Here is a 25,312-nt window from a genome sequence, read left to right as displayed (position 1 = left end):
CCTGTCGATCTTTTCGGGCCCGCCGACGGCGCGGGAACCCGCGCGGGCAACCTCGGCGAACTCCGCGCCCGCGAACGGGAGTCACGCCCGCGGCGACGAGGCGGCCGCCCGCTGAACGGCCCGCAGATACCGCCCGGTCACCCACCTCTGCACGGCCCGCGCCACAGGCCCGCCCACCCGGGCGTACCACCGCCCCGGCCGCGAGAACGCCCGGATCCGGAACCACACGGAGCCGTCCGCGTCCCGTTCGACGAGGAAGGCCTCCTCGCCGCATTCGGGATGCCCGGGCAGCGTCCCGTACGCGAAGCCGGCGCGTGCCTCGTCCCGGACGACCCGTACGACGCGGCACGGGATCCGCACGCCGGGCAGGAACGGCGCCCGCAGCACCACGTCGGCGTCCTCCCGGACGGCGTCCGGCGGTGTCACGGTCAGCCCTGCCCCGCGCTGCGCCGCCCACGACAGAACCGCCGCGCCCGCCCGCTCGAAGCACTCAGGCCCCGAGCCGAGACGGACACGACGGTCCATGTGGGCGTACCCCGACGGCAGGTGACCGTCCGTCAGGGTCGCGCCGACCTCCGGATAGGTGAGGGTCACGCGTCCAGCGACGTCATCACGTGCTTGATGCGCGTGTAGTCGTCGAAGCCGTACGCCGACAGGTCCTTGCCGTAGCCCGACTTCTTGAAGCCGCCGTGCGGCATCTCGGCGACGAGCGGGATGTGCGTGTTGATCCACACGCAGCCGAAGTCGAGGACCTTCGACATGCGCATCGCGCGCGCGTGGTCCTTGGTCCACACCGAGGACGCCAGCGCGTAGTCCACGCCGTTGGCCCACTCGGTGGCCTGCGCCTCGTCCGTGAAGGACTGGACGGTGATGACCGGGCCGAAGACCTCGTTCTGGATGATCTCGTCGTCCTGCTTGAGGCCCGAGACGACGGTCGGGGCGTAGAAGAAGCCCTTCTCGCCGACGCGGTGGCCACCGGCCTCGACCTTGGCGTGGGCGGGCAGGCGCTCGATGAACCCGGAGACCTGCTTGAGCTGGTTCGGGTTGTTGAGCGGGCCGTAGAGCACGTCCTCGTCGTCCGGCTGGCCGGTCTTGGTGTCGGCGGCGGCCTTGGCGAGCGCGGTCACGAACTCGTCGTGGATGGACTCCTGGACGAGGACGCGGGTGGCGGCCGTACAGTCCTGGCCCGCGTTGAAGAAGCCCGCGACCGAGATGTCCTCGACGGCCTTGGCGATGTCGGTGTCCTCGAAGACGACGACCGGGGCCTTGCCGCCCAGCTCCAGGTGGACGCGCTTGAGGTCCTTGGACGCGGACTCGGCGACCTGCATGCCGGCGCGCACGGAACCGGTGATGGAGGCCATCGCCGGGGTCTCGTGCTCGACCATCATGCGGCCGGTGTCACGGTCGCCGCACACCACGTTGAAGACGCCCTTGGGCACGATCGAGCCGATGATCTCGGCCATCAGGACCGTGGAGGCGGGGGTGGTGTCGGACGGCTTGAGGACGACGGTGTTGCCCGCGGCCAGCGCCGGGGCGAACTTCCACACGCCCATCATCATCGGGTAGTTCCACGGCGCGACCTGCGCGCAGACGCCGATCGGCTCGCGGCGGATGATGGAGGTCAGGCCCTCCATGTACTCGCCGGCCGCGCGGCCTTCGAGCATCCGGGCGGCACCCGCGAAGAAGCGGATCTGGTCCACCATCGGCGGGATCTCCTCGGACCGCGTGAGCCCGATCGGCTTGCCCGTGTTCTCGACCTCGGCCGCGATGAGCTCCTCGGCCCGCTCCTCGAACGCGTCCGCGATCTTGAGGAGGGCCTTCTGGCGCTCGGCCGGGGTCAGGTCGCGCCAGGCCGGGAACGCGGCCTCGGCGGCGGCCATGGCGGCGTCGATGTCCGCCTGCCCGGACAGCGGCGCGGTGGCGTACGCCTCGCCGGTGGCCGGGTTGACCACCTCGGTGGTCCGGCCGTCGGCGGCGTCCCGGAACTCGCCATCGATGTAATTGCGCAGACGACGCAGCTCACTGGTGGTCACTGACCGGCCTCCTTGCGGATGGAAAAGACGGATGTCCACTGCTTGAGACACCCACCCTAATCCGTTCACCGACGTTTTCGACACCCCCCGCCACCCCGCACCTACGAAATCCGTGAGTATCGAAGTCGTAAACAACGGATTTCATCGATCCGGGCTTGCGGAACTGTCGAGTCCTCGTGCACAGTGAGGTCGTGGCCAGTCGCAGCGCAGACCCCAAGGGACCCCGTCCGAAGAACGGCGGAAGTCCGCCGCTGGACGCCGTCTCCCTCGCCATCATCGAGCAGCTCCAAGAAGACGGCAGGCGCCCGTACGCCGCCATCGGCAAGGCCGTCGGCCTGTCCGAGGCGGCCGTGCGCCAGCGCGTGCAGAAGCTGCTCGACCAGGGCGTGATGCAGATCGTCGCCGTCACGGACCCGCTCACCGTGGGCTTCCGGCGGCAGGCGATGGTCGGCATCAACGTCGAGGGCGACCTGGATCCCGTGGCGGACGCGCTGACGGCCATGCCGGAATGCGAGTACGTCGTGATGACAGCGGGCTCGTTCGACCTGATGGTGGAGGTCGTCTGCGAGGACGACGACCACCTTCTGGACGTCATCAACAAACGCATCCGGGCGCTGCCCGGCGTGCGCTCCACCGAGAGCTTCGTCTACCTCAAGCTCAAGAAGCAGACCTATATGTGGGGAACCCGATAGCCGTGAGCAAGGACCTCAGCCGAACCGCGTACGACCACCTGTGGATGCACTTCACCCGCATGTCGTCGTACGAGAACGCGCCCGTTCCCACCATCGTGCGTGGCGAGGGCACCTACATCTACGACGACAAGGGCAAGAAGTACCTCGACGGCCTCGCGGGCCTGTTCGTGGTCCAGGCCGGCCACGGCCGCCAGGAGCTCGCCGAGGTCGCCGCCAAGCAGGCGGCCGAGCTGGCCTTCTTCCCCGTGTGGTCCTACGCCCACCCCAAGGCGGTGGAGCTGGCCGAGCGCCTGGCCCACCACGCTCCGGGCGACCTCAACAAGGTCTTCTTCACCACCGGTGGCGGCGAGGCCGTCGAGACCGCGTGGAAGCTGGCGAAGCAGTACCACAAGCTCAACGGCAACCACACGAAGTACAAGGTCATCTCGCGCGCGGTCGCCTACCACGGCACCCCGCAGGGCGCCCTGTCCATCACCGGCCTGCCGGCCCTCAAGGCCCCCTTCGAGCCGCTCGTCCCGGGCGCGCACAAGGTGCCGAACACGAACATCTACCGCGCCCCGATCCACGGCGACGACCCCGAGGCCTTCGGCCGCTGGGCCGCCGACCAGATCGAGCAGGAGATCCTGTTCGAGGGCCCGGAGACGGTCGCGGCCGTGTTCCTGGAGCCGGTGCAGAACGCCGGCGGCTGCTTCCCGCCGCCGCCCGGCTACTTCCAGCGCGTGCGCGAGATCTGCGACCAGTACGACGTGCTGCTCGTCTCGGACGAGGTCATCTGCGCCTTCGGCCGTCTCGGCACGTATTTCGCGTGTGACAAGTTCGGCTACGTCCCGGACATCATCACCTGCGCCAAGGGCATGACCTCGGGCTACTCCCCGATCGGTGCCGCGATCGTGTCCGACCGCATCGCGGAGCCCTTCTACAAGGGCGACAACACCTTCCTGCACGGCTACACCTTCGGTGGTCACCCGGTGTCCGCCGCGGTGGGTCTCGCCAACCTCGACCTGTTCGAGCGCGAGGGCCTCAACCAGCACGTGCTCGACAACGAGGCCAACTTCCTGCAGACGCTGCAGAAGCTGCACGACCTGCCGATCGTCGGCGACGTCCGCGGCAACGGCTTCTTCTACGGCATCGAGCTCGTCAAGGACAAGGCCACCAAGGAGACCTTCACGGACGAGGAGTCGGAGCGCGTGCTCTACGGCTTCGTCTCCAAGAAGCTCTTCGAGTACGGCCTGTACTGCCGCGCCGACGACCGTGGCGACCCGGTCATCCAGCTCTCCCCGCCGCTGATCTCGGACCAGTCCACGTTCGACGAGATCGAGGGGATCATCCGCCAGGTGCTCCAGGAGGCCTGGACGAAGATCTGATCCTCCTTCGGGCAACGGCCCGGCTGCGCCCATCCGAGTGAGATGGGGGCGGCCGGGCCGCGTCCTTTGTCCGGCATCCGCTCAGGGATACCTACCGTGCCCAGTGACCGATCGGCCCCGCCTTCGTTCCCCCCTTACGGGGTAAGGCAACTGATCTGAACCGAGGTGTACGCCCATGGTGGCCCCGCCGGACAACGACGTTCTCTGGGCACGCGCCCTGCACTTCACGCACAGCGGCTCGCCCGCGCTCACCGGCGTCTCGCTCGGTGTCCGCGAGGGCGAGATCCTCGCCGTCAGCGGCCCGCGCGGCGCCGGCAAGACGACGCTGCTGCAGTGCCTGTCGGGCCAGCTCCTGCCGCAGCAGGGCGAGGTGTGGTTCAACAGCACGCCGGTGCACACCATGGGCGCCCTGGTGCGCGAGCGGCTGCGGCGCGACCGGTTCGGCTGGATCGACCCCGAACCCGCCCTCGTCGACGAGCTGAACGTGTGGGAGAACACGGCCCTGCCGCTGATGCTGCGCGGCACCGGCCGGCGCCCCGCCAAGACCGCCGCCCACGAATGGCTGGACCGGCTCGACGTCGGCCACCTCGCCCGCAAGCGCCCCGGCGCCCTGCGGATGGCCGAGCGGCAGCGCGTCGCCATCGCCCGCGCCCTGGTGCACGCCCCGGACGTGGTGTTCGCCGACGAGCCGACCGCGACGCTGCACCGCGCCGACCGCGCCCACGTTCTTCGCACGCTGACGGCGGCGGCCCGCTCGCACGCCATCACCGTCGTGCTGGCCACCCACGACCCCGACGTCAGCGCGCTCGCCGACCGCACGGTGTCGTTGCTCGACGGACGCCGGGTGAACACCGTGCACCTGCCCGCCGGGGCCACTGACGCGGAAGGCCGGGCCGCGTGCTCGCTCTCCGTCTAGCCCGCGGCTCCCATCCCCTGGTCCAGCTCCGCAGACTCCTGGTGGCCGCCGCCTCGGCGGGCACCGGATTCCTGCTGCTGTGCACCCTGGGGTACGCGATGGGGCACCCCGAGGCGTCCACGAACGCCCTGCTGCGCCTGGCCTGGTGCGTCGTACCGCTCGCCGCCACCGTGCACTTCGCCGTCGCCGTGGCCCGCTCGGACCCGGGGACGAAACCGCGCCCCGGCCTGTCCGCCGTGGGCCTCGGCCCGGCGCGCCTCACCCTCCTGTCGGCGATCTCCACGGCGATCGCCTGCACCCTCGGCTCGATGCTGGCGCTGCTGTTCTTCCTGCACCTGCGCGGGGACCTCTCGGGGCTCCCGTTCGACGGCGCGGCCCGTCGGCTCCTCGCCGCCGACCGGCCGCTGCCGCTGGCCGCCGCCCTCACCCTGCTCACCTTCGTGCCGCTGGTGGCGTCCGGCGCCAGCGCCCTCGTGCTGCGCCCCCAGCCGGGCAAGGCCCGCAAGGCCGCCGCCGAGGAAGGGGCCGCGGCGGCCGCGGAGCCGACCCCCGCGCCGACCGGCCTGCCGTGGGGCGTCGCGCTGCTCGCCGCCGGGCTCGCCGTGGAGACGTACGCCTCGCACGCCCGCGGCGCCGACGGGCCGCCGATGCCGGGCGGGCTCGGCGGCAGCCCGGGCGGAGTACTGGCCGGCTGGGCGCTGACCGCGCTCGGCCTGGCGCTCGCCGGACCCGGTCTCACCTACCAGTGCGGGCGCGTCCTCCAGGCCGTACGCCCGGGGGCCGTCCGGCTGCTCGCCGGGCGCGTGCTCCAGGAGGAGGCGCGGCGCATCGGGCGCCCGCTCGGCGTCGTCTGCGCGGTGGCCTCCGGGGCGTACGCGGCGAACGTGCTGTACGGGAACGTCGGCAAGGCCGACCCGGGCCTCGGTCCGCTGACGACGCTCGGCGCGGTGCTCGTCGTCGGCTGCACCCTCGCCACGCTGGCGACCGCGGCCGTCGAGGCGCGCCAGGCCCGCAGCCACACCACCGCCGCGCTGCTGCGGCTCGGTGCGCCGGCCACGATGCTGCGCGGGGCCGCGGCCCTGCGCGCGGGCGCTCTGCTGGCCCTCTTCGGCCCGCTGACCTGGGCCGTCGCGGAACTTTCGGCGAGTCCGCTGGCCGTGCGATGAGTTTTGCCGCGGCCCGGCGTCTAACTCTGCGTACGACACGAGACCACCGGACCGAGAAGGCGACGGACACCCCATGTACCAGCAGATGATCTTCCCGAACCTGGCCGTGAACGACCTGGCGGCGGCCACCAAGTTCTTCACCGAGCTCGGATACGCGCGCAACCCCCAGTTCTCCGACGACACCTGCTCGTCGATCGTGGTCAGCGAGCACATCGTGATCATGCTGCTCTCCAAGGAGAAGTACGCGAGCTTCACGAAGAAGACGATCGTCGACTCGACGAGCAGCAGCGAGGTGCTGCTGTGTCTGAGCGCCGAGAGCCGCGAGAAGGTCGACGAGCTGGTCGACCGGGCGATCGCGGCGGGCGGCACCGAGACCGGCGAGAAGCAGGACCACGGGTTCATGTACGGCCGGGCCTTCGACGACCTGGACGGCCACACCTTCGAGGTGATGTGGATGGACCCGTCGGTCGTGGAGGGCTGAGCAACTGCCGTTGCGGCGGGGGTGCTTAGCATGGGCGGGTGCAGACGACACCTGAGCAGTCATCCGAACCGTCCCCGCCCCGGACCACGTCCGACCGCGAGATCGAGACGCTCGCGGAGTTCGACGAGACCGTCGACGCGCACGGCACGCTCGCCGGTCACCGGGTGCAGGCCGTCGATCTGACGGACCGCTCGGACCGGCTGCTCGCCGCCGATGTCGCGGGGGCGGTCTTCCTCGGCTGCCCGATGGAGCCGGCGGCGGCCGCGCGGGTGCGGGCCGCCGGGGCCCTCGTCTTCCCGCCGGTGCCCGGCCTTCCCTTCGACCCGTACCGGGGCCACCTCTACACGCCGGAGGAGCTCTTCGAGGGGCTGTCCGGGCCGGGCGGGTACGAGGCGACGCCGGACGCCCGCGCGTACGACTGGTTCCAGCGGACCAAGGCCGACGGCGATGTGTTCGCGTCGATGCTGCGTGCCGTGCACGACGACTCGGTCTCCGACGCCCTCGACGAACTCCTCGCCGGGGCCCGGGTGGTGGGCGTCATGGGCGGCCACGCGATGGCCCGCGGCACCCAGGAGTACGCGGGGGCGGCCCGGCTCGGCCGGTCGCTGGCGCGGGCCGGTCTCACCGTGGCGACGGGCGGCGGTCCGGGCGCGATGGAGGCGGCGAACCTGGGCGGGTACGCCGCGCCCTTCGCCGACGGCATGCTGGACGAGGCGCTGCGGCTGCTCGCGAAGGCGCCGTCGTTCACGCCCTCGGTCACGGACTGGGCGGGCGCCGCGTTCGAGGTGCGCTCGCGCTGGCCCGGCGGCGGTGCCTCGGTCGGCATCCCGACCTGGTTCTACGGGCACGAGCCGCCCAACGCGTTCGCCGCGCACCTCGCCAAGTACTTCGCCAACGCCACCCGCGAGGACGGCCTGCTCGCCCGCTCGAACGCGGGCGTCATCTTCCTGCCCGGCGCGGCCGGCACGGTCCAGGAGGTCTTCGACAACGCCACGCCCAATTACTACGAGTCGCGTGGCGAACCGACCCCGATGGTCCTCGTCGACCGGGCACACTGGACGGAGCGGCTGCCGGCGTGGCCGCTGCTGCAGGCGCTCGCGCGCGGCCGGTCGATGGAGTCGCGGATCGCGCTCGTCGACTCGGTCGAGGAGGCGGGCGAGGCGCTGACGCGCATGACGTGAGAGCCGGCCGCCGGGTCAAGCGCGGGTCAAGACTGAACTCTGAGGCCCCTCTGTGTATTGACGCTGCGTTATGGGCGCTTGTAAACGTGAGGGGACCGTGAGGGTGTTGAGGCAGGAGCCACGCGTTCCCCCACGGCACCCATCGTTTTCTGCACTTGATCCCGTGAAGGACAACCGTGTCCGTAACCCCCCGTATATCCGCACGCGCCGCGCGCTTCGCCGGAGTGGCTGCCGCCGCGACGGCGCTGACGCTGGGCGTAGCCGGTTCCGCCTCGGCGTGCTCCATCGGCGACTTCACCGCCGAGGCCAGCTGCAACGGTGACCAGGGCGTCATCACCGTCAAGGACGTCGACTCCTCGAGGACGCCCGCCACCATCACCCTGTTCACCGGGTCGGGCGACAGCGAGAAGCTCGTCGGCACCCAGACCGTGACCGGTTCCCGCGAGGGCACCACCATCACGTTCACCGAGAACTGGGCCCCGAACACGCAGTACCGCGTGCACGTGAAGACCGACAAGTACGACGTGGACAAGGACATCCCGGGCGGCGTCACCACCCCGGCGACGGCCTGCGCCACGGAGAAGCCGACCCCGACGCCGTCCTCCCCGGCGCCGAGCACGTCCAAGCCGGCCGAGTCGGCCACGCCGACCCCGTCGGCGTCCGAGTCCACCACCCCGGCGGCCCCGGCCCCGAGCAACTCGGCCTCCCCGGCCGGTGGTTCGGACCTCGCCGAGACCGGTGCCAACAGCAACACCGGCCTGATCGCCGGTGTCGCCGCGGCTCTGGTCGTCGCGGGCGGCGGTGTGGTGTTCGCGCTGCGCAAGCGCGGCGCCGCCCAGCGCTGAGCATCTGAAGGGGTCGTACGGGCGCCTTGGCCGAGCAGGTGGGCCGGTGTCCCGTACGGCCCCTTCTTCGCGTTCAGGCGAAGGTGGCCCGGGCCAGCCAGTGGTCGAGCAACTCCCGGTCGCCCAGGACCTCGACGCGGCCGCCGTCGACCGGTTCGCGGCGGTAGAAGGCGAGCAGCACGGCGGTCAGCGGGCCGCGCAGCGCGACGTCGGCCTTCGCGTGGTCGCGACGCCAGACGATGCCCTCGTCGCGCAGTTCGATCAGCCACTCGGCGGCGAGTTCCGGGGCGGTGTCGGTGGCGTGCAGATGCAGGGTGCGGCCGCCGGCCTTCAACTCCTGGGCGCAGTCCCGGGCGTCGACGTCCTGGACGAAGCGCACGATGCGCAGCCATTCCTCGATCGCGTCGGCGGCCACCTCGGGCGCCACGTCGTAGTCGTCCTTCGCCGCGAGGGCCGCGTCGGCCCGGTGGATCACCGTCTCGTGGGTCATCCGGCGGGCCCAGAACCCGGCGTCGTGCCGCCACGCCCAGCTCCAGCAGGCGGTGTCGGGACCGGCCGCGCGCAGGGTGTCCGCGAGCCGCCGCGCCCCGTCGTCGAGCCAGCTGCCGAGCGTCGCGGCCGTGCTGTCCCGCGGTGCCCGGTCCGGCACCTCGTCCTCGGGCAGTGCCTCGGTCACCCGGGTGCGGACCATGGCCTCGGCCCAGCGGTGTGCGCGGCCGACGTGCTCGGCGAGTTCGCGCAGGCTCCAGTCGGGGCAGGTCGGCACGGTCACGGAGAGGTCGGCATCGGCCAGGTGTCCCCTCAACAGAGCGGTCTGGGCGATGATTTCGTCGCAATGACGGTCGTGGGAGAGCTGTCCGGGCGACTGCGGCGCTGAGGTCGTCATGCGCCGACCCTACGTATCCGGGCCGCCGCCCAGCATCACGATTTCCGCCGCGCCGAAGGCGACGCCGACCTCGGCGCCCTGCTCCGGCGCCTCGCGCAGGGCGCAGGCCGCTTCGAGCCGGGGCGCGTCGTCCGGTTGCAGGTGCAGCGCGACGTGCGTGCCGCGGAAGGTGCGGGCGGCGACGGTGCAGAGCAACTGGGCGTCGGCGGCGGGCACGAGGCGTACGCCCGCGGGCCGGACGAGGATCCTGGCGGTGCCCGGCGCCGCGCCCGCGGGCACCGGCACCTTGCCCCAGGGGGTGTCCGCGGCGTCGCCCGAGACGGACACGGTCGCCTCGACCACGTTGTCGAAGCCGAGGAAGCGGGCCACGAACTCGTCGGCCGGGTGGCGCCACACGTCGAGAGGGGTGCCGGACTGGGCGATCCGCCCGTCGCGCATGACGACGACCCGGTCGGCGAGCGCGAAGGCCTCGCCCTGGTCGTGCGTGACGGCGAGCACGGTGGTGCCCAACTCGCCGAAGAGTTCGCGCAGTTCGACGACCAGCCGCTCGCGCAGCGACCGGTCGAGCTGGCCGAGCGGTTCGTCGAGCATGAGCAGCCGGGGGCGCGGCGCGAGGGCCCGGGCAAGGGCGACGCGCTGCTGCTCACCGCCGGACAGCGCGGCGACGGCCCGGCGCTCGGCGCCGGGCAGGCCGACGAGCTCGAGCAACTCCCCGACACGGGCAGCCTGTTCGTCCCGGGCCGCGCCGTGCATCCGCAGCCCGAAGGCGACGTTGCCGCCCACGTCCCGCTGCGGGAACAGCTGGTGGTCCTGGAACATCAGGCCCACGCCCCGCTTGTGCGCGGGCACCCCGCTCTGGTCACGTCCGTCGAGCAGGACCCGCCCGCCGTCCAGGGGCTGCAGTCCGGCGACGGCCCGCAGCAGCGTCGACTTGCCGCTGCCGCTGGGCCCCAGCACGCACACGATCTCGTGCTCGGCGACCTCCAGGTCCACGTCGTCGAGCGCGGCGCGCCCGCCGAACCGTACGGTCGCGTCGTCCAACTCCAGCAGCGCCGGCATACAGACTCCTCAGAACTCCCCGGTCGAGGCCTTGGCGGGCCGAATACGTTCGAGCAACAGCAGGGAGACGGCACAGACGACCATGAGGACCGTCGAAAGAGCCATCGCCTGCCCGTAGTTGAGGTCGCCGGCCCGGCCGAGCAGCCGTGCCACGGCGACCGGCAGCGTCGGGTTGTCGGGCCGCGCGATGAAGACCGTCGCCCCGAACTCGCCGAGCGACACGGCGAACGCGAACCCCGCCGCGACCAGCAACGCCCGCCGCACCATGGGCAGATCGACCTCCCGCCACACCCGCAGCGGCGAGGCGCCGAGTACGGCGGCGGCCTCCCGCAGCCGTCCGTCGACGGCCCGCAGCACCGGCAGCATGGTGCGGACGACGAACGGGACGCCGACCAGCGCCTGCGCGAGCGGCACCAGGATCCAGGAGGCCCGCAGGTCCAGCGGCGGCTTGTCGAGGGTGATCAGGAAACCGAACCCGACGGTCACCGCGGACACCCCGAGCGGCAGCATCAGCAGCGCGTCGAACCCGCGCACGAGCCGCCCCGCGCGCCGGGTCAGGGCCGCCGCGGCGAGCCCGCCGATGACGAGCGCGATGGCGGTGGCGGCGAGCGCGTACTCCAGCGAGTTCCAGATCGCGTTGATCGGCGGCACGAGGAAGGTGCCGCCGTCGGCGTCGCCCAGCGCCCGGTAGTACGCGAAGCCGTATCCGCCCGGAGCGTCGAGCGAGCGCTGCACCAGCACGCCGAGCGGCAGCAGGATCAGTACGACGACGGTCGCCAGCACCCCGGCGAGGAGCGCCCACTGGCCCGCCCCGCGCGGCCGACGGGCGGTGTGCGCGGCGTCGACGAGGCGCAGCGCGCCCTCCCGTCGCCGCACGGTCCAGGCGTGCACGCCGAGGATCAGCCCGACCGCCGCGAACTGCACGAGGGTGAGGACGGCCGCGGTCGACAGGTCGAAGATCTGCGCGGTCTGCCGGTAGATCTCGACCTCCAGGGTCGAGTAGCCGGGCCCGCCGAGGATCTGCACGACCCCGAACGACGTGAACGTGAACAGGAAGACCATGAGGGCCGCGGCCGCCACGGCCGGGCCGAGCGCGGGCAGCGTCACCGTGCGCCAGGCCGCGAGCCGGGAGGCGCCGAGCATCCGCGCGGCCTCCTCCTGGCGCGGGTCGAGCTGCGACCACAGGCCGCCCACGGTCCGCACGACCACCGCGTAGTTGAAGAAGACATGCGCGATCAGGATCGCCCACACCGTGGTGTCGAGCCGGACGCCCCACAGCTCGTCGAGCAGCCCGCCCCGGCCGACGAGGGCCAGGAACGCGGTCCCGACGACGACGGTCGGCAGCACGAACGGCACGGTCACCACGGCCCGCAGCACCTGCTTGCCGGGGAAGTCGAGCCGGGCGAAGACGTACGCGCCCGGCAGCGCGATCAGCAGGGTGAGCACGGTCGAGGCGAGCGCCTGCCACACCGTGAACCACAGGACGTGCCGGATGTCCGGCTCCCCCAGCACGTCCACGATCCGCCCGAGGTGCCGGCCGCCGTCGGCGTACAGCCCCCGCCGCACGATCGCGACGACCGGGTAGGCGAAGAAGACGCCGAAGAACACGACGGGCACGGCCATGAGGCCGAGCCGCGTCGCGTTCCCGGGCCGGCGGACGCGGGTCGCCCGCGCCTTCGTCACTTCCTTACGAGCGAGGTCCACGCCTTGACCCAGTCGTCACGGTTGTCCGCGATCTTGCGGGGGCTCATGGTCTCGGGGTCGTCGACCTGCACCGCGTACTTGGTGTAGTCGGCGGGCGCGGTGGCGCTCTCCGTCACCGGGTCGACGAACATGTTGAGCGGCATGTCCTGCTGGAACTCCTTGGAGATCAGGAAGTCGATGAACGCCTGGCCGCCCTTGGTGTTCTTCGCTCCGTCGAGCAGGCCGGCGAACTCGACCTGCTGGAAGCAGGTGCCGGTCGCGACGCCGACCGGCGACGTCTTGGGCTGCGGGTCGGAGTAGATCGCCTCGGCGGGCGGCGAGGAGGCGTACGACACGACGAGCGGCCGGTCGCCGCCCGCCTTCTTCCCGCCGGCGCTTCCGCTGAACTCCTCGTTGTAGGCCTGGTCCCAGCCGTCGACGACCTTCACGCCGTTGGCCACGAGCTTCTTCCAGTAGCCCTGCCAGGCGTCGTCGCCGTACCGCGCGGCGGACCCGAGAAGGAAGCCGAGGCCGGGCGACGACGTGGCGGCGTTCTCGGTGACGAGCAGGTTCTTGTACGCGGGCTTGGTGAGGTCGGCGAAGGAGCCCGGCGGCGTCAGCTTGTGCTGCTCGAAGTACTTCTTGTCGTAGTTGACGCAGATGTCGCCGGTGTCGACGGGCGTGACCCGGTTCTTGTCGGCGTCGAGCTGGTACTCGCTCTTCACCTCGCCGAGGCCCTTCGCCTTGTACGAGGAGAAGACCCCGTTGTCGAGCGCCCGCGACAGCAGGGTGTTGTCGACGCCGAAGAACACGTCGCCCTGCGGGTTGCCCTTGGAGAGGATCGCCTTGTTGACGGCCTGCCCGGCGTCGCCGTCCTCCAGGACCTTCACCTTGTACCCGGACTTCTTCTCGAAGTCCTTCAGTACGTTCTTGGAGACGGCCCACGAGTCGTGGCTGACGAGGGTGACGGTCTTGGCGTCGCCGCCGGAGCCCGCGGTGCCGGACGACCCGCACGCGGACAGCGTGACCAGTCCGAGGCCGACGGCCACGGCCACGTACGTCTTCTTGCTCACTGGAATTCCTCCTGGGGGTGACCAGGAGAAGACGCGGCCCTGCCCGGAGACCTTGGACAAGGTTCCGGGCAGGGCGCAACAGCTTGAGTGGTGTCCGAACTTCCTACCCAGAATGACCTGGGCAAGGTTCAGAGGGTCTGCGGCCTGCCATAGGTCTGGTGCCGCACTCTCAGCGCTGTGGCGCTCCCCTGTCGGAATATGCAGATGTAGGTACTACCGGACGCAAGGCTACCGCTCGGTGGCGGCGAGCTGACCACACGCCCCGTCGATCTCCTGGCCACGGGTGTCCCGGACGGTCACCGGCACGCCGTGCGCGGCGATGGCCGCGACGAACGCCTTCTCGTCCTCGGGCCGCGACGCGGTCCACTTCGAGCCCGGCGTCGGGTTCAGCGGGATCAGGTTCACGTGCACCGGCTTGCCCTTGAGCAGCCGGCCGAGCCGGTCACCGCGCCACGCCTGGTCGTTGATGTCGCGGATGAGCGCGTACTCGATGGACAGCCGCCGCCCGGACCTGGCCGCGTACTCCAGGCCGGCGTCGAGCACCTCCCGCACCTTCCACCGCGTGTTGACGGGCACGAGGGTGTCGCGCAGCTCGTCGTCGGGGGCGTGCAGCGAGATGGCGAGGCGGCACTTGAAGCCCTCGTCGGCGAACCGGTTGATGGCGGGCACGAGCCCGACCGTCGACACGGTGATGCCGCGCTGGCTCAGCCCGAGCCCGTCCGGCTCGGGGTCGGTCAGCGCCCGAATCGCACCGACCACCCGCTTGTAGTTGGCGAGCGGCTCGCCCATCCCCATGAACACGATGTTGCTCAGCCGCGCCGGACCGCCCGGGATCTCCCCGTCGCGCAGGGCCCGCATCCCGTCGACGATCTGGTGCACGATCTCGCCGGTCGACAGATTCCGGTCGAGCCCGGCCTGCCCCGTGGCACAGAACGGGCAGTTCATCCCGCATCCGGCCTGCGACGAGATGCACATGGTGACCCGGTCCGGGTACCGCATCAGAACGGACTCGACGAGCGTCCCGTCGAACAGCCGCCACAGGGTCTTGCGGGTGGTGTCCTGATCGGTCGACAGGTGCCGCACGACGGTCATCAGCTCGGGCAGCAGCGCTTCCCGCAGCTTCTCGCGCGAACCGGCCGGGATGTCGGTCCACTCCGCCGGGTCGTGCGCGTACCGCGCGAAGTAGTGCTGCGACAGCTGCTTGGCGCGGAACGGCTTCTCACCGATCGCGGCAACAGCTTCCTTCCGCTCGGCGGGCGAGAGGTCGGCGAGGTGCCGCGGCGGCTTCTTGGCTCCGCGGGGGGCGACGAAAGTGAGTTCTCCGGGCTTAGGCATGGCTGTACCAGTGTCGCAGATGGATCGGCCTGACCTGGGGTCGTCGCGCTGGGCGCCTGTCACTGTCGGTCGCCGCTGGTCACTGGTGAGCGGCCTTGGACGGCCCAGGGACGGCCCCAGACTCTCTGGCCACCCACGCGGCCTGACCGGCTAATACCGCCACAGAAAAGGAGGATGGCCCAGCTGATTCAGCCGACGTGGCGGCCGCGCGAGCCTGGTTCGCGCTGAGGATTAGACGCTGTGCAGGTCTTATCAGCGCGTGTCCTAGCCACGGGACGGTCTGCTATGCCGGCCGATCGTTGGCCACTCATCTCTACGCCCCTCACCCTGCTGTCAGTGGACGGAGTTACGGTCACTCCATCAGGGCATCACCAGCGGCGACTGAGCACCAACGAGCTACGCCGTGCATGCTTGAGGTGTGTAGGAGGTGTACCGCTATGAAGGCGCACGATACCCTCGGACTCTTGCCTGGTAGGCATGAGTTTGTTTGGAGGGGGGCCAAGCATGCCGGTACCTGCATTGAATAGCGCTTCAGGAACACTGCCACTTGGGCGTTATGAATGCACCGAGGAAGAGATCAGGCACGCCTTTGTTGAGCATCCCGATTTTTCTTCTTCCGTCTCGCGACTGAACATTTGGAACGACTGGGAAATAGCTCGCGAAGTCATAACTTCTACGCTCACGGTCCACGCAGTATGGATTGCCGGTAGCTTCACGACTTCAAAATTGGACCCCGGAGACGTAGACATCACATTCCTGGTCAACGGCCCGGAATATGACGCCCTGAATAGCGAGCAGAGGGGGATTATTAGCAATTTCGCAACTGGAAGCAAGGGTGCACAACAGCACGGCCTTCAAGTTGATTCCTACATGATCCCCTGGTTCAGCTTCGCTGCCCCAACCCCCTTCAGGGACCCCAATCAGTCTAACTACTACGTCACACGCGGATATTGGGACGACTGGTGGCTGAGATCGAGAACCGGAAACAAAGGGGACCCACCAGTACGCCAAGACTCTTTCCCTAGGCGCGGATACTTGGAGGTGAAATTCAGTGAATACCGCTAAGGAGCGTGCAGCCGCACTAAAGGCGAAGCTCGCCAAGTCTAAATTCGAGGCCCCGCGAGATAGTGCCGAACTTTCCCATCTAAGTACACGAGCCATGTTGAGAGACTCGGGCTATCCAATCGCCGAGGAGCCGCCACAGCTCGACATGCGTCTACACGGTCGCGCCGTCCCGGGACACGAAGTTCCCGTGCGTGAGGCCACTACTATTATCGGCACCGTCCAGGAGGCCGTCACTGCGTGCGGCCAGGCGGTAGCAAAGAAGGCGACTGCGGCTGGGTCCGTGCAGGCCGCCATCCTGCGCGCTACTGAGCTCCGCTTCTCTCCGGCGCTCGGCTTTGGATCTGTAGTTTTCCATCTGGGCGGTTCAGCCGAACCCGTTACAGGCGATGAGATTCCCGAGACAAGCGGCTCCGACACGTTGCTCGACCTAGCCTTTCGTGCCTTTTTTAACGTCATCAATACTGCTCAAGTCGACGATCCTTCAAAAGCCTCCTCGGTCGAGGACCTGCGTCTTCTCGGTCCACGCACAGCTAGGCATTTGAGTGACCTCGCCAAGGCCATCACCGAGAGCGAAATCGATATCGATTTTGTTTGGCGAAGTCGAGCCGAAAAACATAACGCGACGCTTGGCCGCAGAGGCGCCCTTGCGCTTCGGGACGCGATTGAGCGAACCAAGCAAGAGACGACCGTACAAAACATCAGGGGAACGCTCTCAACCGTGAGTACAGTGGTGCATCCACAGCTCCTGACCGACGACGGCAAGCGCATCAATCTTTTTGTCGATCCAGACAATGCAGCGCACCTAGGCGCATACTTCAACAGGCGAGTGGAGGTTCAGGTGGAGCAGACGCGAAACTGGTCTACCGCTACCGGTCGCGAGTCATTCACTCACAAACTTCTTCGGATCGATTACATCGGTAACCAAGCCAACGTAGGCTTGCAGACCGAGATCACAGAGTCCACAGATCCAAAAGGTTAGCGGTCGACTTTCGGCACCACCGGATTCGCTTTGGCTGTAAGAGGACACCCACCACTCTCCCCTGCTCCCATCCCGTCCGCCGTCGACCCACACGTCTGTGGAGCGGGCGTGGTTCATGGCGTCCAGGTGGAGCGCGCCACTGTACGAACGACCTGGACGCCATGGGCCGCGTCTGCTCGGCTCTGCCTGGGGCGACGGTGGACGGGATGGGAGCCCCCAACGCTCGCCACGATGTGCCCGCGGCCGGGAACGGCGCCCCCTCCCACCCGGTGCCGGCCGATCCCCCGCCGGAGGCATCGTCTGCGACCGTGAGCCGCGAGCGTGCCGGGTGCTCGACTCATGACCTCCGGGCCTATCCACAGTGGGCGGGCGTCGGCGCAGCCGGGGCGGAGCGGGCCGAAGGCAGGAGCGGCGCCCCGAGCGGAGCCGGGAAGCCCGCCCGGCGGAGCGGAGCGCAGCCGGGTGCTTGATGAGGTAGAGAAACTTGTAACAGCTCTCCGCCTACGGGAAGTTGGATTAGTTGCCTGCCGGGTCGGTGAGGTTCCGTCCGTCATGGGTTCGGATATGGGGCGCCGTGTCGTCGGTGAGGGCATCTGCGATGCGGACGCTGTAGGCCTCACTCATCGCGGCCATGGCTTCGTCCGGGGCAAGCCAGGTCACTGCCGTCGATTCGTCCGAGAGCTGTTCGTGCCCACCGTCCGGGCTGCATCGGAAGACCATGGCGACGACCCCGATCGTCATGTTCTTGTACACCCCGGTGAGCCGCTCGACGCGCACCTTGATCCCGGTCTCTTCGTAGACCTCGCGGCACACCCCATCCTCGATGGCCTCGTCCCGCTCCAGCACTCCGCCCGGCGGCTCCCAGTGCCCGTTGTCGGCGCGACGGATCACCAGCACGCGCCCGTCCTCGCGCACGACAACCCCCGCTACGGATACCGAGTGCAGAGGCGTTGACGGCTTCTGGCGGTCGCTGTTACTCATGTACAGGAGAATAGGAGAGACTGTAGGACTATGGCGAGTGACAGCGTGGCGTCTTCAGCGAAGGCGAAGTACCTACAGATCGCGGACGACCTGGCCGCGCAGATCCAATCGGGCACGCTTGAGCCTGGGTCTCCTGTACCCAGCGAATCGGACCTGATGGCTCGGTATGGAGTCGCGTCCGGCACCGTGCGCAAGGCCGTGGCCGAGCTCCGCGCTACCCAGTTGATCGAGACCCACCACGGCCGCGGTTCCTTCGTGCGCTCGCGTCCGCCGGTACAGCGGAAGTCCTCTGATCGCTTCCGTAGGGCCCACCGGAAGGCCGGGAAGGCTGCTTACCTCGCCGAGGCGGAGCGGTCGGGCGGGGTGCCGTCGGTGAACGTGTTGTTCGTCGGGCCCATTGATGCACCGGCGGAGATCGCTGAGCGACTCGAAGTGCCGGCGGGCTCGAAGGTCCTGGCCCGCAAGCGCCGTTACTTCCGGGACGGCGTTCCCACCGAAGAGGCGACCTCCTACCTGCCGTGGGACGTGGTGAAGGACATCCCCGAGATGTTCGCTGAGAACCCCGGGGGCGGCGGCATCTACGCCCGGCTTGAAGAACACGGCCACCTGCTCGCCGAGTTCGTCGAGACCGTCAGCGCCCGCCTCGCGACGAAGGCCGAGGGCTCCGCCTTGGCTCTGAGCCCGGGAGCGCCCGTGATTCACCTTGTCCGGAACGCGATCACGGATGGCGATCGCGTGGTGGAGGTCTGCGACACGATCATGGCCGCTGACCAGTTCGTTCTGGACTATCGCTTCGCCGCGCGGGACTGACAGCCGAACCACTTTCTGGCCAACTCGGCGCACAGCGACCCTGATTGCTTGACTCATGTACATGAGTTGGGCACTCTTCTACTCATAACTCCTGTACATGAGTGCAGGAGAAGAGCTCGTATAGAGGAGACGCAATGCCGTCCTTCAAGATCGACCTTCAGACCGCCATCGTGTTCGTGGCGACCGCGCCGGAGCCGAAGCTGATCAACAAGAAGACCGGCGAGCGGGCCATGGACCGCGACAACCCGAGCGTCGCGCTGTCGACGGTGGGCCTGCTGGTCTCGGACGAGGGAGAGGGCAACCTCTACCAGGTGACCGTCCCGGAGACGGGCATCCCCGAGGGCCTCGCGCCGGGCACTCCGGTTCGGGTGACCGGGCTCAAGGCCCGTGACTGGGAGAACACCTTCAACGGCGAGAAGCGGCACGGGATCTCGTTCCGCGCGATCGCGATCACGTCGGGGGTCTGAGTCGTGGCTGACCTGGCCGTGTGGTTCGAGGCGTCGGGCGCCATAGCGGGTACTGGGGGCGTCGCCTACGCCAAGTACAAGGCTCCGCGCGTCTACTGGGCGGCCGTGGGCCTGCCGATGACCTGGGGCCGGTTCGCTCTCTCGTACCGGAACACGATGGATGTGTGCGGGCTGACAGTCCAGCCGTCGGGACTGCGAGCGTTCATGTCCCGCCGGGTCGCCCGCCACGAGGTCCGGCCGGTGGCTCCGAAGATCCGCCGGGTGCGGGGCACTTCGACCGGTCTGCGGGTCACGCTGCGGCTTCCCGCCGGTCTGGAGCCCGCCGACCTGGCCGCCGCATCCGAGCGGCTGCGGCACGCCTGGGGCGTCCACTCGGTCCAGGTGATCGCCAAGAAGCCGGGCTATGTCGAACTGCGGATGACCGGGCATGACCTGCTGCGCCGGGTGCAGTTGCCGAAGAAGACGGCCCCGCACGATCTGGTGGTGCCGGTCGCACTCCGGGACGACGGTACGGCGTATCTGCGGGACTACCGCGAGATCCCGCACGCGCTCACCCTCGGCGCGAACCAGTCCGGCAAGTCCATGTACCAGCGCAACCTGATCAAGGGGCTCGCTCAACTGCCCGTCGCCCTGGTGGGGATGGACTGCAAGCGCGGGGTCGAGCAGGCCCGCTACGCCCCGCGCCTGTCCGCGCTCGCGACCAACCCCGACGACGCTGCCTCACTGGTCGATGTGCTGGTGGCGGAGATGGAAGGCCGCTTCGATCTGCTGGCCAAGTACGCCGTCTCGGACCTGTGGGAGCTGCCCGAGGACCTGCGCCCGGCGCCGGTCGTGGTCCTGGTCGACGAGATCGCGGAACTCTTCCTGATCTCCTCCAAGAAGGACGAGGAGCGCCGGGAGCGCATCGTCACCGGGATGATCCGCCTGGCCCAGCTCTCCCGCGCGGTGGGTATCTACCTGGAGATCTCTGGGCAGCGCTTCGGCTCCGAGCTGGGCAAGGGCGCAACCATGCTCCGTGCCCAGCTCACCGGCCGCGTGGTGCACCGCGTCAACGACAAGCAGACGGCAGAGATGGGGCTGAACGACGTGGCCCCGGAGTCCGTCCCGGCCGCGTGCACCATCCCCGCCGACCGGCCTGGGCAGGCCGTTGCCGCCGACGCTTCCGGCGGCTGGGGACACATCCGAACCCCGTACACCTCGGTCGACGAAACCGTGGCCACCTGTCGCGAGTTCGCTCACCTGATCCCGGACCTTCCGGCCCTGGCTCCCTTCCGGCCGGCCGTTTCGGTCCCGGCGCCGACGATCCCGCCCATGCCGACGACGGCACCCGCGTTCCCCTGACGCTCCTCGCTCTCCGGTCGGCGCGACCGTCTCGCGCCAGGTCCCTACCCCACCCATGCCTGAATCCGCCGAAGCCGGGCGGCCGGAGCCCCTGCTCCCCGCCCCGCTCGGCCCCAGCCCTGCTAGGAGGTGATGACGGTGAACCGCTCGATCCGCCTGGACGCCGTACTCATCCAAGCCGTGATCGCCGGAGCCCTGTCCTTCTCTCACCTGCACGACCTGGCCGACGCCGCCGGACAGTCCGGCTGGAAGGCCTGGGCCTACCCGATCAGCGTCGACCTGCTCCTCGTCGCGGCCTGGCGGCGTCTGCGCACAAGCCGCCGTGACCGCGCCGCCTGGGCCTGGTTCGTGATCGCTCTGTTCGCCTCGCTCGGCGCGAACATCGCCACCGCCGGACTCCTCGACCTCAACGCCGTCCCGGCCTGGCTGCGCATCGTCGTCGCCGGATGGCCCGCGCTCGCCTTCCTCGGCGGCACGCTCCTGGTCCACACCCCGACCAAGACCACCCCGGCCCCGGTGCCTGCCGCGCCGGAGCCGACCGAAGACGTGCCCGCGGTCGACCTGCACCGCACCGACAGCACACCCGAACTCCCCGAACCGGCCGCCCAGGAACTCCCGGCAGCCGAACCGATCCCGGAGCCCGCGCCGCTCCCGGCGAGCGTTCCGCCGGCACTCCTGGACCACGCCCGAAAGCTCGCCGACCACCACCACGCGACCACCGGCAGTCCGCTCCCGGTCGCCAACCTGCGGGCCCAACTCGGCCTTCCCGCGCCGGTCGTCGACTCGATCGCCGCTCACCTCCAACTCGCCTGATCAGAAAGGACGTCCCCGACATGAGCGCATACCGCCGGTTCCGCAACGTGCAGAAGTTCGGCCCCGTCCAGGTCGCCACCTTCTTCGACGGGCGCGGCCGCGAACGCCACACGGCTGCCTGCACCGCGCCCCGCTGTGATTTCTCCACGGAGTACGACAACCGTTCCGCCGCCGAACTCGCCGCCCGCACCCACCGCTGCACCGCCTAGGAGACCGCCGTGGACGTCCCGCTCTGGCTCGCCCTGATCGTCGTCGGATGGCTCGGCATCAAGCTCGTCCGCCCGCCCTGGTGGCTCGTGATCCTGCTCCTGCTCGGCGGCTACCTCATGGCCGACAGCTTCCTCGGCCCCGCCGTCGACTCCCTCATCAACTGACCTGCCCCGGAAGGGAGTACGCCCGTGTTCACGCCGAAGATCCCGGTCAACGACCAGCCCACCGGCCAGATCATCCCGCTCGACACCAACGCCGTGGACGGCCACCAGCACGCCCCGGCCTGCAACTGCCAGCACCCGGCCCCCACCCCGGCCGCGACCAACCGGCCCACCGTGCAGCTCACCCCCGGCTCGGTCGCGCTGCTCGTCGGCGGCGGCACTGCGGGCGTCCTCGTGATCGGCGCCGTGCTGGTCTCCATGCTCCTCGCGGTCGCCATCACCGCCGGGTCGCTCGCCATCGTCGCGCTCGTCGTCCGCTCGCTCATCAACAGCGAGATCAAGAACCACCGCTGACCGGCCCCGGAGCGGTCTCAACCGCCAAGTCTCGCCCGCTCCGGAGCCGTGCCTCCTGCCCGAACCAACAGATCCGGAAGGAAGAACCATCATGGCCCAGCTCACCCCTGCCCGCGCACGCATCTGCTCCGACTGCGACGGCTTCCCCGTCGTCGCGATCACCACCGGCCTGCGCGACCGGGACGGCTCCCGCCAGACCCTCACCGCCACCTGCCGCACCTGCAACGGCCACGGCCACACCACCCGCGCCGTCCTCGCCCGCGCGGGCCGGTGACCGACCGATGACCGACACCGCCACCATGGCGGGCCTGGACCCGGCCACTCTCACCGACGTGCTGAGGGTTGCCGGGTCCCCGGGCTTCGACCGCATCCAAGACCAGATCCGCCGTACCGGCGGCTGCTCCGACCCCATCCATCTCCAGGGCGCCACCGTCACCCGCGACCGCACCACCGGCCAGGTCCTCTACAGCTACTCGACCGACACCGAGCCCGGCGGACGCCTCCGGGTCGCCTGCGGCAACCGCCGTGCCTCACGCTGCCCGTCCTGCGCCTGGACCTACGCGGGCGACACCTACCACCTGATCCGCGCCGGACTCGTCGGCGACCCCGACAAGGGCACCCCACGCACCCTGCGCGAGCACCCCCGCGTCTTCGCCACGCTCACCGCCCCGAGCTTCGGCCCCGTGCACAACCGGCCCGGCACCCGCCCGTGCCGCTGCGGCATCCGGCACCTGGAAGACGCAGCCGAGTTGGGCACGCCCCTCGACCCGGACACCTACGACTACGCGGGCTCGGTGCTCTGGAACAACCACGCCTCCGACCTGTGGCGCTACTTCACGATCTACCTCCGCCGCGAGATCGCCGCCCGCGCCGGACTCACCCAGAAGGCGGCAAAGGAACAGTCCCGGCTCTCCTTCGGCAAGGTCGCCGAGTACCAGAAGCGTGGCGCGATCCACTTTCACGCCGTGATCCGCTTCGACGGCCCGGACGGTCCCGACTCCCCTCCCCCGCACTGGGCCACGCTCTCGCTCCTGACCGACGCGATCCGCGCTGCAGCTGCTCGCGTCCGCGTCGACCTGGACGCCTCCGGCGACCACCCCGCCCGCGTCTTCTGCTGGGGCGACCGGCTCGACGTCCAGCCCATCAAAGCCTTCGGCGATGGCTCCGAAATCACCGAACAGGCCGTCGCCTCCTACGTCGCCAAGTACGCCACCAAAGCCGCCGAGACCACCGGCACCGTCGACCGCCGCATCGGCAACAAGGAGGCCCTGGTCCTCCTCGACGTGCCCGACCACCCGCGCCGCCTGATCGAGGCCTGTCTCGACCTGCACACCGCCTACCCGGACCGAAAGCTCCGCGACTGGGCCCACATGCTCGGCTTTCGCGGCCACTTCTCCACCAAGTCCCGCCGCTTCTCCACCACCCTCGGAGCCCTCCGCCAGGTCCGCGCCGACTACCGCGCCGCCCAGCACCGCGCAGCCCTCGGCTTGCCCGATCCGGACGAGATCCCCGAGGAGACCACGCTCACCCTCGCGCACTGGGCCTACGCCGGACATGGCCACACCCCGGGTGAGTCCTGGCTCGCCTCCAACATCCGCCGTGACCTCCAACTGAACCGCGAGACAGCACGCGAGGCACTTGCAGACCTGGCAGACGAGAAGGAGTGGTGACTATGCAGCACGCCTTGCCCGACCGCTACATGACCCCTGTTGACGTCGCCGAACTCCTGGGCGTCTCGGTCGAGACCGTCTACCAGTGGCGTCGCAAGCGCACGGGTCCGAAGGGATTCCGCGTCGGCCGGCACCTTCGTTTCGACCCCGCCGACGTCCGCGCCTGGGTCGGTTCTCTCATGGAAGGAGCCGCCGCCTGATGGCCGGACACATCCAAGACCGCTGGTTCAAGGACGAGCCCGGCCCGGACGGCAAGCCCGTCAAGGTCAAGAGCGACCGCTACGGCGTCGGTCTCCGCTATCGCGCCCGCTACATCGGGCCGGACGGATCCGAGAAGTCCAAGAGCTTTCCGGACCGGCAGAAGCGGCTCGCGGAGCAATGGCTGATCGACATTGCTTCGGACATGTCGCGCGGCAACTACGTCGATCCTCGCGCCGCTCGGATCACCTTCAAGAAGTACGCCGAGAAGTGGCTCACGGCGCACACCGCTGACGTGTCGAGCCAGATCGTCACGGAGCAGCGGCTTCGACTGCACGCGTTCCCGGTGATCGGCACACGCCCGCTGGACTCGTTCCGCCCCGAGCACATCCGCCAGCTCACCAGCGCCCTGGAGGCCAACCCGGCAGTGAGTGGCGCCTACGCGCGCAACATCTACGGCGACGTTCGTGCCGTGCTGAGCGCAGCCGTGGACGACGGTCTCCTGTCCCGGAACCCGTGCTCTGCGAAGTCCGTCCGCCCGCCGACTGCTGAGCGACGGCGCGTCGTTCCATGGCTGCCCACGCAGGTGCAGGCCGTTCGCGCAGCGCTCCCCCAGCGCTACCGGACCATGGTGGACACGGGCGCCGGGTGCGGCCTCCGCCAGGGCGAGATCGTCGGACTTGCTGAAGACGCAATCGACTTCGATGCCGGCATCCTGCGCGTGGTCCGTCAGGTGAAGCTCATCCGGGGCAAGGCCGTGTTCGCCCCGCCGAAGTGCGGCAAGGAGCGTGACGTCCCGCTGCCTTCGTACGTCGCTGAGGCGCTGCACATCCACTTGGATGTCTTCAAGCCGGTTGAGATCACGCTGCCGTGGCGGAAGCCGGACGGCCCGAAGGTGACGGCCCGTCTCCTGTTCACGAACGCCGCGAACGGGATCGTCTGGCGCAGCAACTTCAACGTCCAGGACTGGAAGCCTGCTCTCGCGCTCGCTGGCCTCATCCCGGACGCCGGACCCGACGGCAAGTACGCGTCGGCCCGCGAGCACGGCATGCACGCGCTGAGGCACTTCTACGCCTCGGTGCTGCTGGATGCCGGAGAGAGCATCAAGGCCGTGAGCCAGTACTTGGGGCACACCGACCCGGCGCTGACGCTGCGGGTGTACGCGCACCTGATGCCGTCGAGCCAGGAGCGCACCCGGAACGCCGTGGACCGGGTGTTCTTGCCGCCGCCTCCTGAGCCCGACGGCCCAGAGACGGCCCAGTAAGCCAAAAGAGGCCCCTGATCCGCGCCAAACGCGCAGGTCGGGGGCCTTTTTGATGCCGGATCACTGCCAGTTCTCCGGGCTTAGGCATGGCTGTACCAGTGTCGCAGATCAGATGGCCTGACCTGCTGTCGTCGCTTCCGCAAGGGGGCATCGACGGCCGTTGAAGGCGCACTCGGCTTCTCTCGGACGGCCCGCAGACAGCCCGGGGCACCCCTAAAGCACGAGATCAGAGCGCATGGACGGGGCCAATCGGGCACGCTGAGAGCAGTCGCCAGCAGCCGAGTC

28 protein-coding genes are annotated in these 25,312 nt (G+C 69.6%); 20 read left to right on the top strand and 8 right to left on the bottom strand.

Annotation, left to right across the window (positions count from 1 at the left end):
• Window positions 1-81: 81 nt before the first annotated feature.
• Together ACVHNB_RS08610 and ACVHNB_RS08605 are read right to left on the bottom strand one after the other, a co-directional pair.
• On the bottom strand, window positions 82-594 hold the full coding sequence (locus tag ACVHNB_RS08610) for a DUF1990 family protein (RefSeq protein ID WP_456227741.1): 513 nt from the start codon (window positions 592-594) through the stop codon (window positions 82-84).
• Window positions 591-2,033, bottom strand: coding sequence for a gamma-aminobutyraldehyde dehydrogenase (locus ACVHNB_RS08605; RefSeq protein WP_428951997.1), 1,443 nt, complete (start codon window positions 2,031-2,033; stop codon window positions 591-593). Before ACVHNB_RS08605 ends, ACVHNB_RS08610 begins: the two co-directional genes overlap by 4 nt.
• 176 nt (window positions 2,034-2,209) lie before the next feature.
• Between ACVHNB_RS08605 and ACVHNB_RS08600 the strand changes: the two genes are divergently transcribed.
• From ACVHNB_RS08600 to ACVHNB_RS08570, 7 genes are all read left to right on the top strand, one after another.
• Entirely contained in the window at window positions 2,210-2,725 is a 516-nt protein-coding gene (locus tag ACVHNB_RS08600) for an Lrp/AsnC family transcriptional regulator (protein ID WP_428951998.1), read from the top strand.
• On the top strand, window positions 2,710-4,089 hold the full coding sequence (locus ACVHNB_RS08595) for an aspartate aminotransferase family protein (protein ID WP_456227740.1): 1,380 nt from the start codon (window positions 2,710-2,712) through the stop codon (window positions 4,087-4,089). The genes ACVHNB_RS08600 and ACVHNB_RS08595 overlap by 16 nt, the downstream gene beginning before the upstream one ends.
• Before the next feature lie 175 nt (window positions 4,090-4,264).
• Window positions 4,265-5,005, top strand: coding sequence for an ABC transporter ATP-binding protein (locus ACVHNB_RS08590; RefSeq protein WP_428952000.1), 741 nt, complete (start codon window positions 4,265-4,267; stop codon window positions 5,003-5,005).
• Window positions 4,987-6,171 (top strand): hypothetical protein, encoded by a 1,185-nt coding sequence (locus ACVHNB_RS08585; RefSeq protein ID WP_456227739.1) that lies wholly within the window; start codon window positions 4,987-4,989, stop codon window positions 6,169-6,171. Before ACVHNB_RS08590 ends, ACVHNB_RS08585 begins: the two co-directional genes overlap by 19 nt.
• A gap of 73 nt (window positions 6,172-6,244) precedes the next feature.
• Window positions 6,245-6,652 carry a VOC family protein gene (locus ACVHNB_RS08580; RefSeq protein WP_456227738.1) on the top strand — a complete coding sequence of 136 codons (408 nt, stop codon included), beginning with the start codon at window positions 6,245-6,247 and terminating at the stop codon, window positions 6,650-6,652.
• Between the two features lie 38 nt (window positions 6,653-6,690).
• Window positions 6,691-7,833 (top strand): LOG family protein, encoded by a 1,143-nt coding sequence (locus ACVHNB_RS08575; RefSeq protein ID WP_428952003.1) that lies wholly within the window; start codon window positions 6,691-6,693, stop codon window positions 7,831-7,833.
• 176 nt (window positions 7,834-8,009) lie between these two features.
• Window positions 8,010-8,678: an LAETG motif-containing sortase-dependent surface protein gene (locus ACVHNB_RS08570; RefSeq protein ID WP_428952004.1), complete on the top strand. Its 669-nt coding sequence runs from the start codon at window positions 8,010-8,012 to the stop codon at window positions 8,676-8,678.
• Window positions 8,679-8,751: 73 nt separating this feature from the next.
• Here the strand turns inward: ACVHNB_RS08570 and ACVHNB_RS08565 are convergent, their stop codons facing one another.
• The 5 genes from ACVHNB_RS08565 to rlmN form a co-directional block, all read right to left on the bottom strand.
• Entirely contained in the window at window positions 8,752-9,564 is an 813-nt protein-coding gene (locus tag ACVHNB_RS08565) for a maleylpyruvate isomerase N-terminal domain-containing protein (RefSeq protein ID WP_456227737.1), read from the bottom strand.
• A gap of 9 nt (window positions 9,565-9,573) precedes the next feature.
• Entirely contained in the window at window positions 9,574-10,623 is a 1,050-nt protein-coding gene (locus ACVHNB_RS08560; RefSeq protein WP_456227736.1) for an ABC transporter ATP-binding protein, read from the bottom strand.
• 9 nt (window positions 10,624-10,632) lie between these two features.
• Window positions 10,633-12,327, bottom strand: coding sequence for an ABC transporter permease (locus tag ACVHNB_RS08555; RefSeq protein WP_456227735.1), 1,695 nt, complete (start codon window positions 12,325-12,327; stop codon window positions 10,633-10,635).
• On the bottom strand, window positions 12,303-13,379 hold the full coding sequence (locus ACVHNB_RS08550; protein ID WP_428952008.1) for a thiamine ABC transporter substrate-binding protein: 1,077 nt from the start codon (window positions 13,377-13,379) through the stop codon (window positions 12,303-12,305). Before ACVHNB_RS08550 ends, ACVHNB_RS08555 begins: the two co-directional genes overlap by 25 nt.
• A 228-nt stretch (window positions 13,380-13,607) precedes the next feature.
• Window positions 13,608-14,714, bottom strand: a complete 1,107-nt coding sequence (gene rlmN, locus ACVHNB_RS08545; protein WP_428952009.1) for a 23S rRNA (adenine(2503)-C(2))-methyltransferase RlmN — start codon at window positions 14,712-14,714, stop codon at window positions 13,608-13,610.
• A 477-nt stretch (window positions 14,715-15,191) separates the two neighbouring features.
• Between rlmN and ACVHNB_RS08540 the strand changes: the two genes are divergently transcribed.
• Window positions 15,192-15,779: a DUF6932 family protein gene (locus tag ACVHNB_RS08540; protein ID WP_456227734.1), complete on the top strand. Its 588-nt coding sequence runs from the start codon at window positions 15,192-15,194 to the stop codon at window positions 15,777-15,779.
• 187 nt (window positions 15,780-15,966) lie between these two features.
• Window positions 15,967-16,758: a hypothetical protein gene (locus ACVHNB_RS08535; protein WP_456227733.1), complete on the top strand. Its 792-nt coding sequence runs from the start codon at window positions 15,967-15,969 to the stop codon at window positions 16,756-16,758.
• A gap of 516 nt (window positions 16,759-17,274) precedes the next feature.
• Here the strand turns inward: ACVHNB_RS08535 and ACVHNB_RS08530 are convergent.
• Window positions 17,275-17,751 carry an NUDIX hydrolase gene (locus ACVHNB_RS08530; protein ID WP_456228856.1) on the bottom strand — a complete coding sequence of 159 codons (477 nt, stop codon included), beginning with the start codon at window positions 17,749-17,751 and terminating at the stop codon, window positions 17,275-17,277.
• 18 nt (window positions 17,752-17,769) lie between these two features.
• On the opposite strand from ACVHNB_RS08530, the gene ACVHNB_RS08525 reads away from it, so the two are divergent.
• The 11 genes from ACVHNB_RS08525 to ACVHNB_RS08475 all read left to right on the top strand — a co-directional run bounded on the left by ACVHNB_RS08525 (window position 17,770) and on the right by ACVHNB_RS08475 (window position 25,027).
• Complete coding sequence (locus tag ACVHNB_RS08525; RefSeq protein WP_428952013.1) at window positions 17,770-18,549, top strand: GntR family transcriptional regulator; 780 nt, start codon at window positions 17,770-17,772, stop codon at window positions 18,547-18,549.
• 134 nt (window positions 18,550-18,683) lie between these two features.
• A complete protein-coding gene (locus ACVHNB_RS08520) occupies window positions 18,684-19,016 on the top strand; it encodes an SCO3933 family regulatory protein (RefSeq protein ID WP_456227732.1) in 333 nt (110 codons plus the stop codon).
• Between the two features lie 3 nt (window positions 19,017-19,019).
• Window positions 19,020-20,357: an FtsK/SpoIIIE domain-containing protein gene (locus ACVHNB_RS08515; protein WP_456227731.1), complete on the top strand. Its 1,338-nt coding sequence runs from the start codon at window positions 19,020-19,022 to the stop codon at window positions 20,355-20,357.
• Window positions 20,358-20,489: 132 nt separating this feature from the next.
• Window positions 20,490-21,170, top strand: a complete 681-nt coding sequence (locus ACVHNB_RS08510) for a DUF2637 domain-containing protein (protein ID WP_456227730.1) — start codon at window positions 20,490-20,492, stop codon at window positions 21,168-21,170.
• A 20-nt stretch (window positions 21,171-21,190) separates the two neighbouring features.
• Window positions 21,191-21,379, top strand: coding sequence for a mobile element transfer protein (locus ACVHNB_RS08505; protein ID WP_428952016.1), 189 nt, complete (start codon window positions 21,191-21,193; stop codon window positions 21,377-21,379).
• Window positions 21,380-21,388: 9 nt separating this feature from the next.
• On the top strand, window positions 21,389-21,544 hold the full coding sequence (locus ACVHNB_RS08500; RefSeq protein WP_456227729.1) for a hypothetical protein: 156 nt from the start codon (window positions 21,389-21,391) through the stop codon (window positions 21,542-21,544).
• A gap of 24 nt (window positions 21,545-21,568) precedes the next feature.
• Window positions 21,569-21,895 carry a SpdD-like protein gene (locus ACVHNB_RS08495; RefSeq protein ID WP_428952018.1) on the top strand — a complete coding sequence of 109 codons (327 nt, stop codon included), beginning with the start codon at window positions 21,569-21,571 and terminating at the stop codon, window positions 21,893-21,895.
• A gap of 91 nt (window positions 21,896-21,986) precedes the next feature.
• Window positions 21,987-22,169, top strand: a complete 183-nt coding sequence (locus tag ACVHNB_RS08490) for a hypothetical protein (protein WP_456227728.1) — start codon at window positions 21,987-21,989, stop codon at window positions 22,167-22,169.
• Window positions 22,170-22,176: 7 nt separating this feature from the next.
• The gene (repSA, locus tag ACVHNB_RS08485) at window positions 22,177-23,565 is read left to right on the top strand and encodes a replication initiator protein RepSA (protein ID WP_456227727.1); all 1,389 of its coding nucleotides are present in this window, start codon (window positions 22,177-22,179) and stop codon (window positions 23,563-23,565) included.
• Window positions 23,566-23,567: 2 nt separating this feature from the next.
• A complete protein-coding gene (locus tag ACVHNB_RS08480; RefSeq protein WP_338701022.1) occupies window positions 23,568-23,765 on the top strand; it encodes a helix-turn-helix transcriptional regulator in 198 nt (65 codons plus the stop codon).
• Complete coding sequence (locus tag ACVHNB_RS08475) at window positions 23,765-25,027, top strand: tyrosine-type recombinase/integrase (protein WP_456227726.1); 1,263 nt, start codon at window positions 23,765-23,767, stop codon at window positions 25,025-25,027. The genes ACVHNB_RS08480 and ACVHNB_RS08475 overlap by 1 nt, the downstream gene beginning before the upstream one ends.
• Window positions 25,028-25,312 lie beyond the last annotated feature (285 nt).

The sequence above is a fragment of the Streptomyces sp. YJ-C3 genome (assembly GCF_053891275.1).
This window is presented reverse-complemented; position numbering and strand designations above follow the sequence as displayed.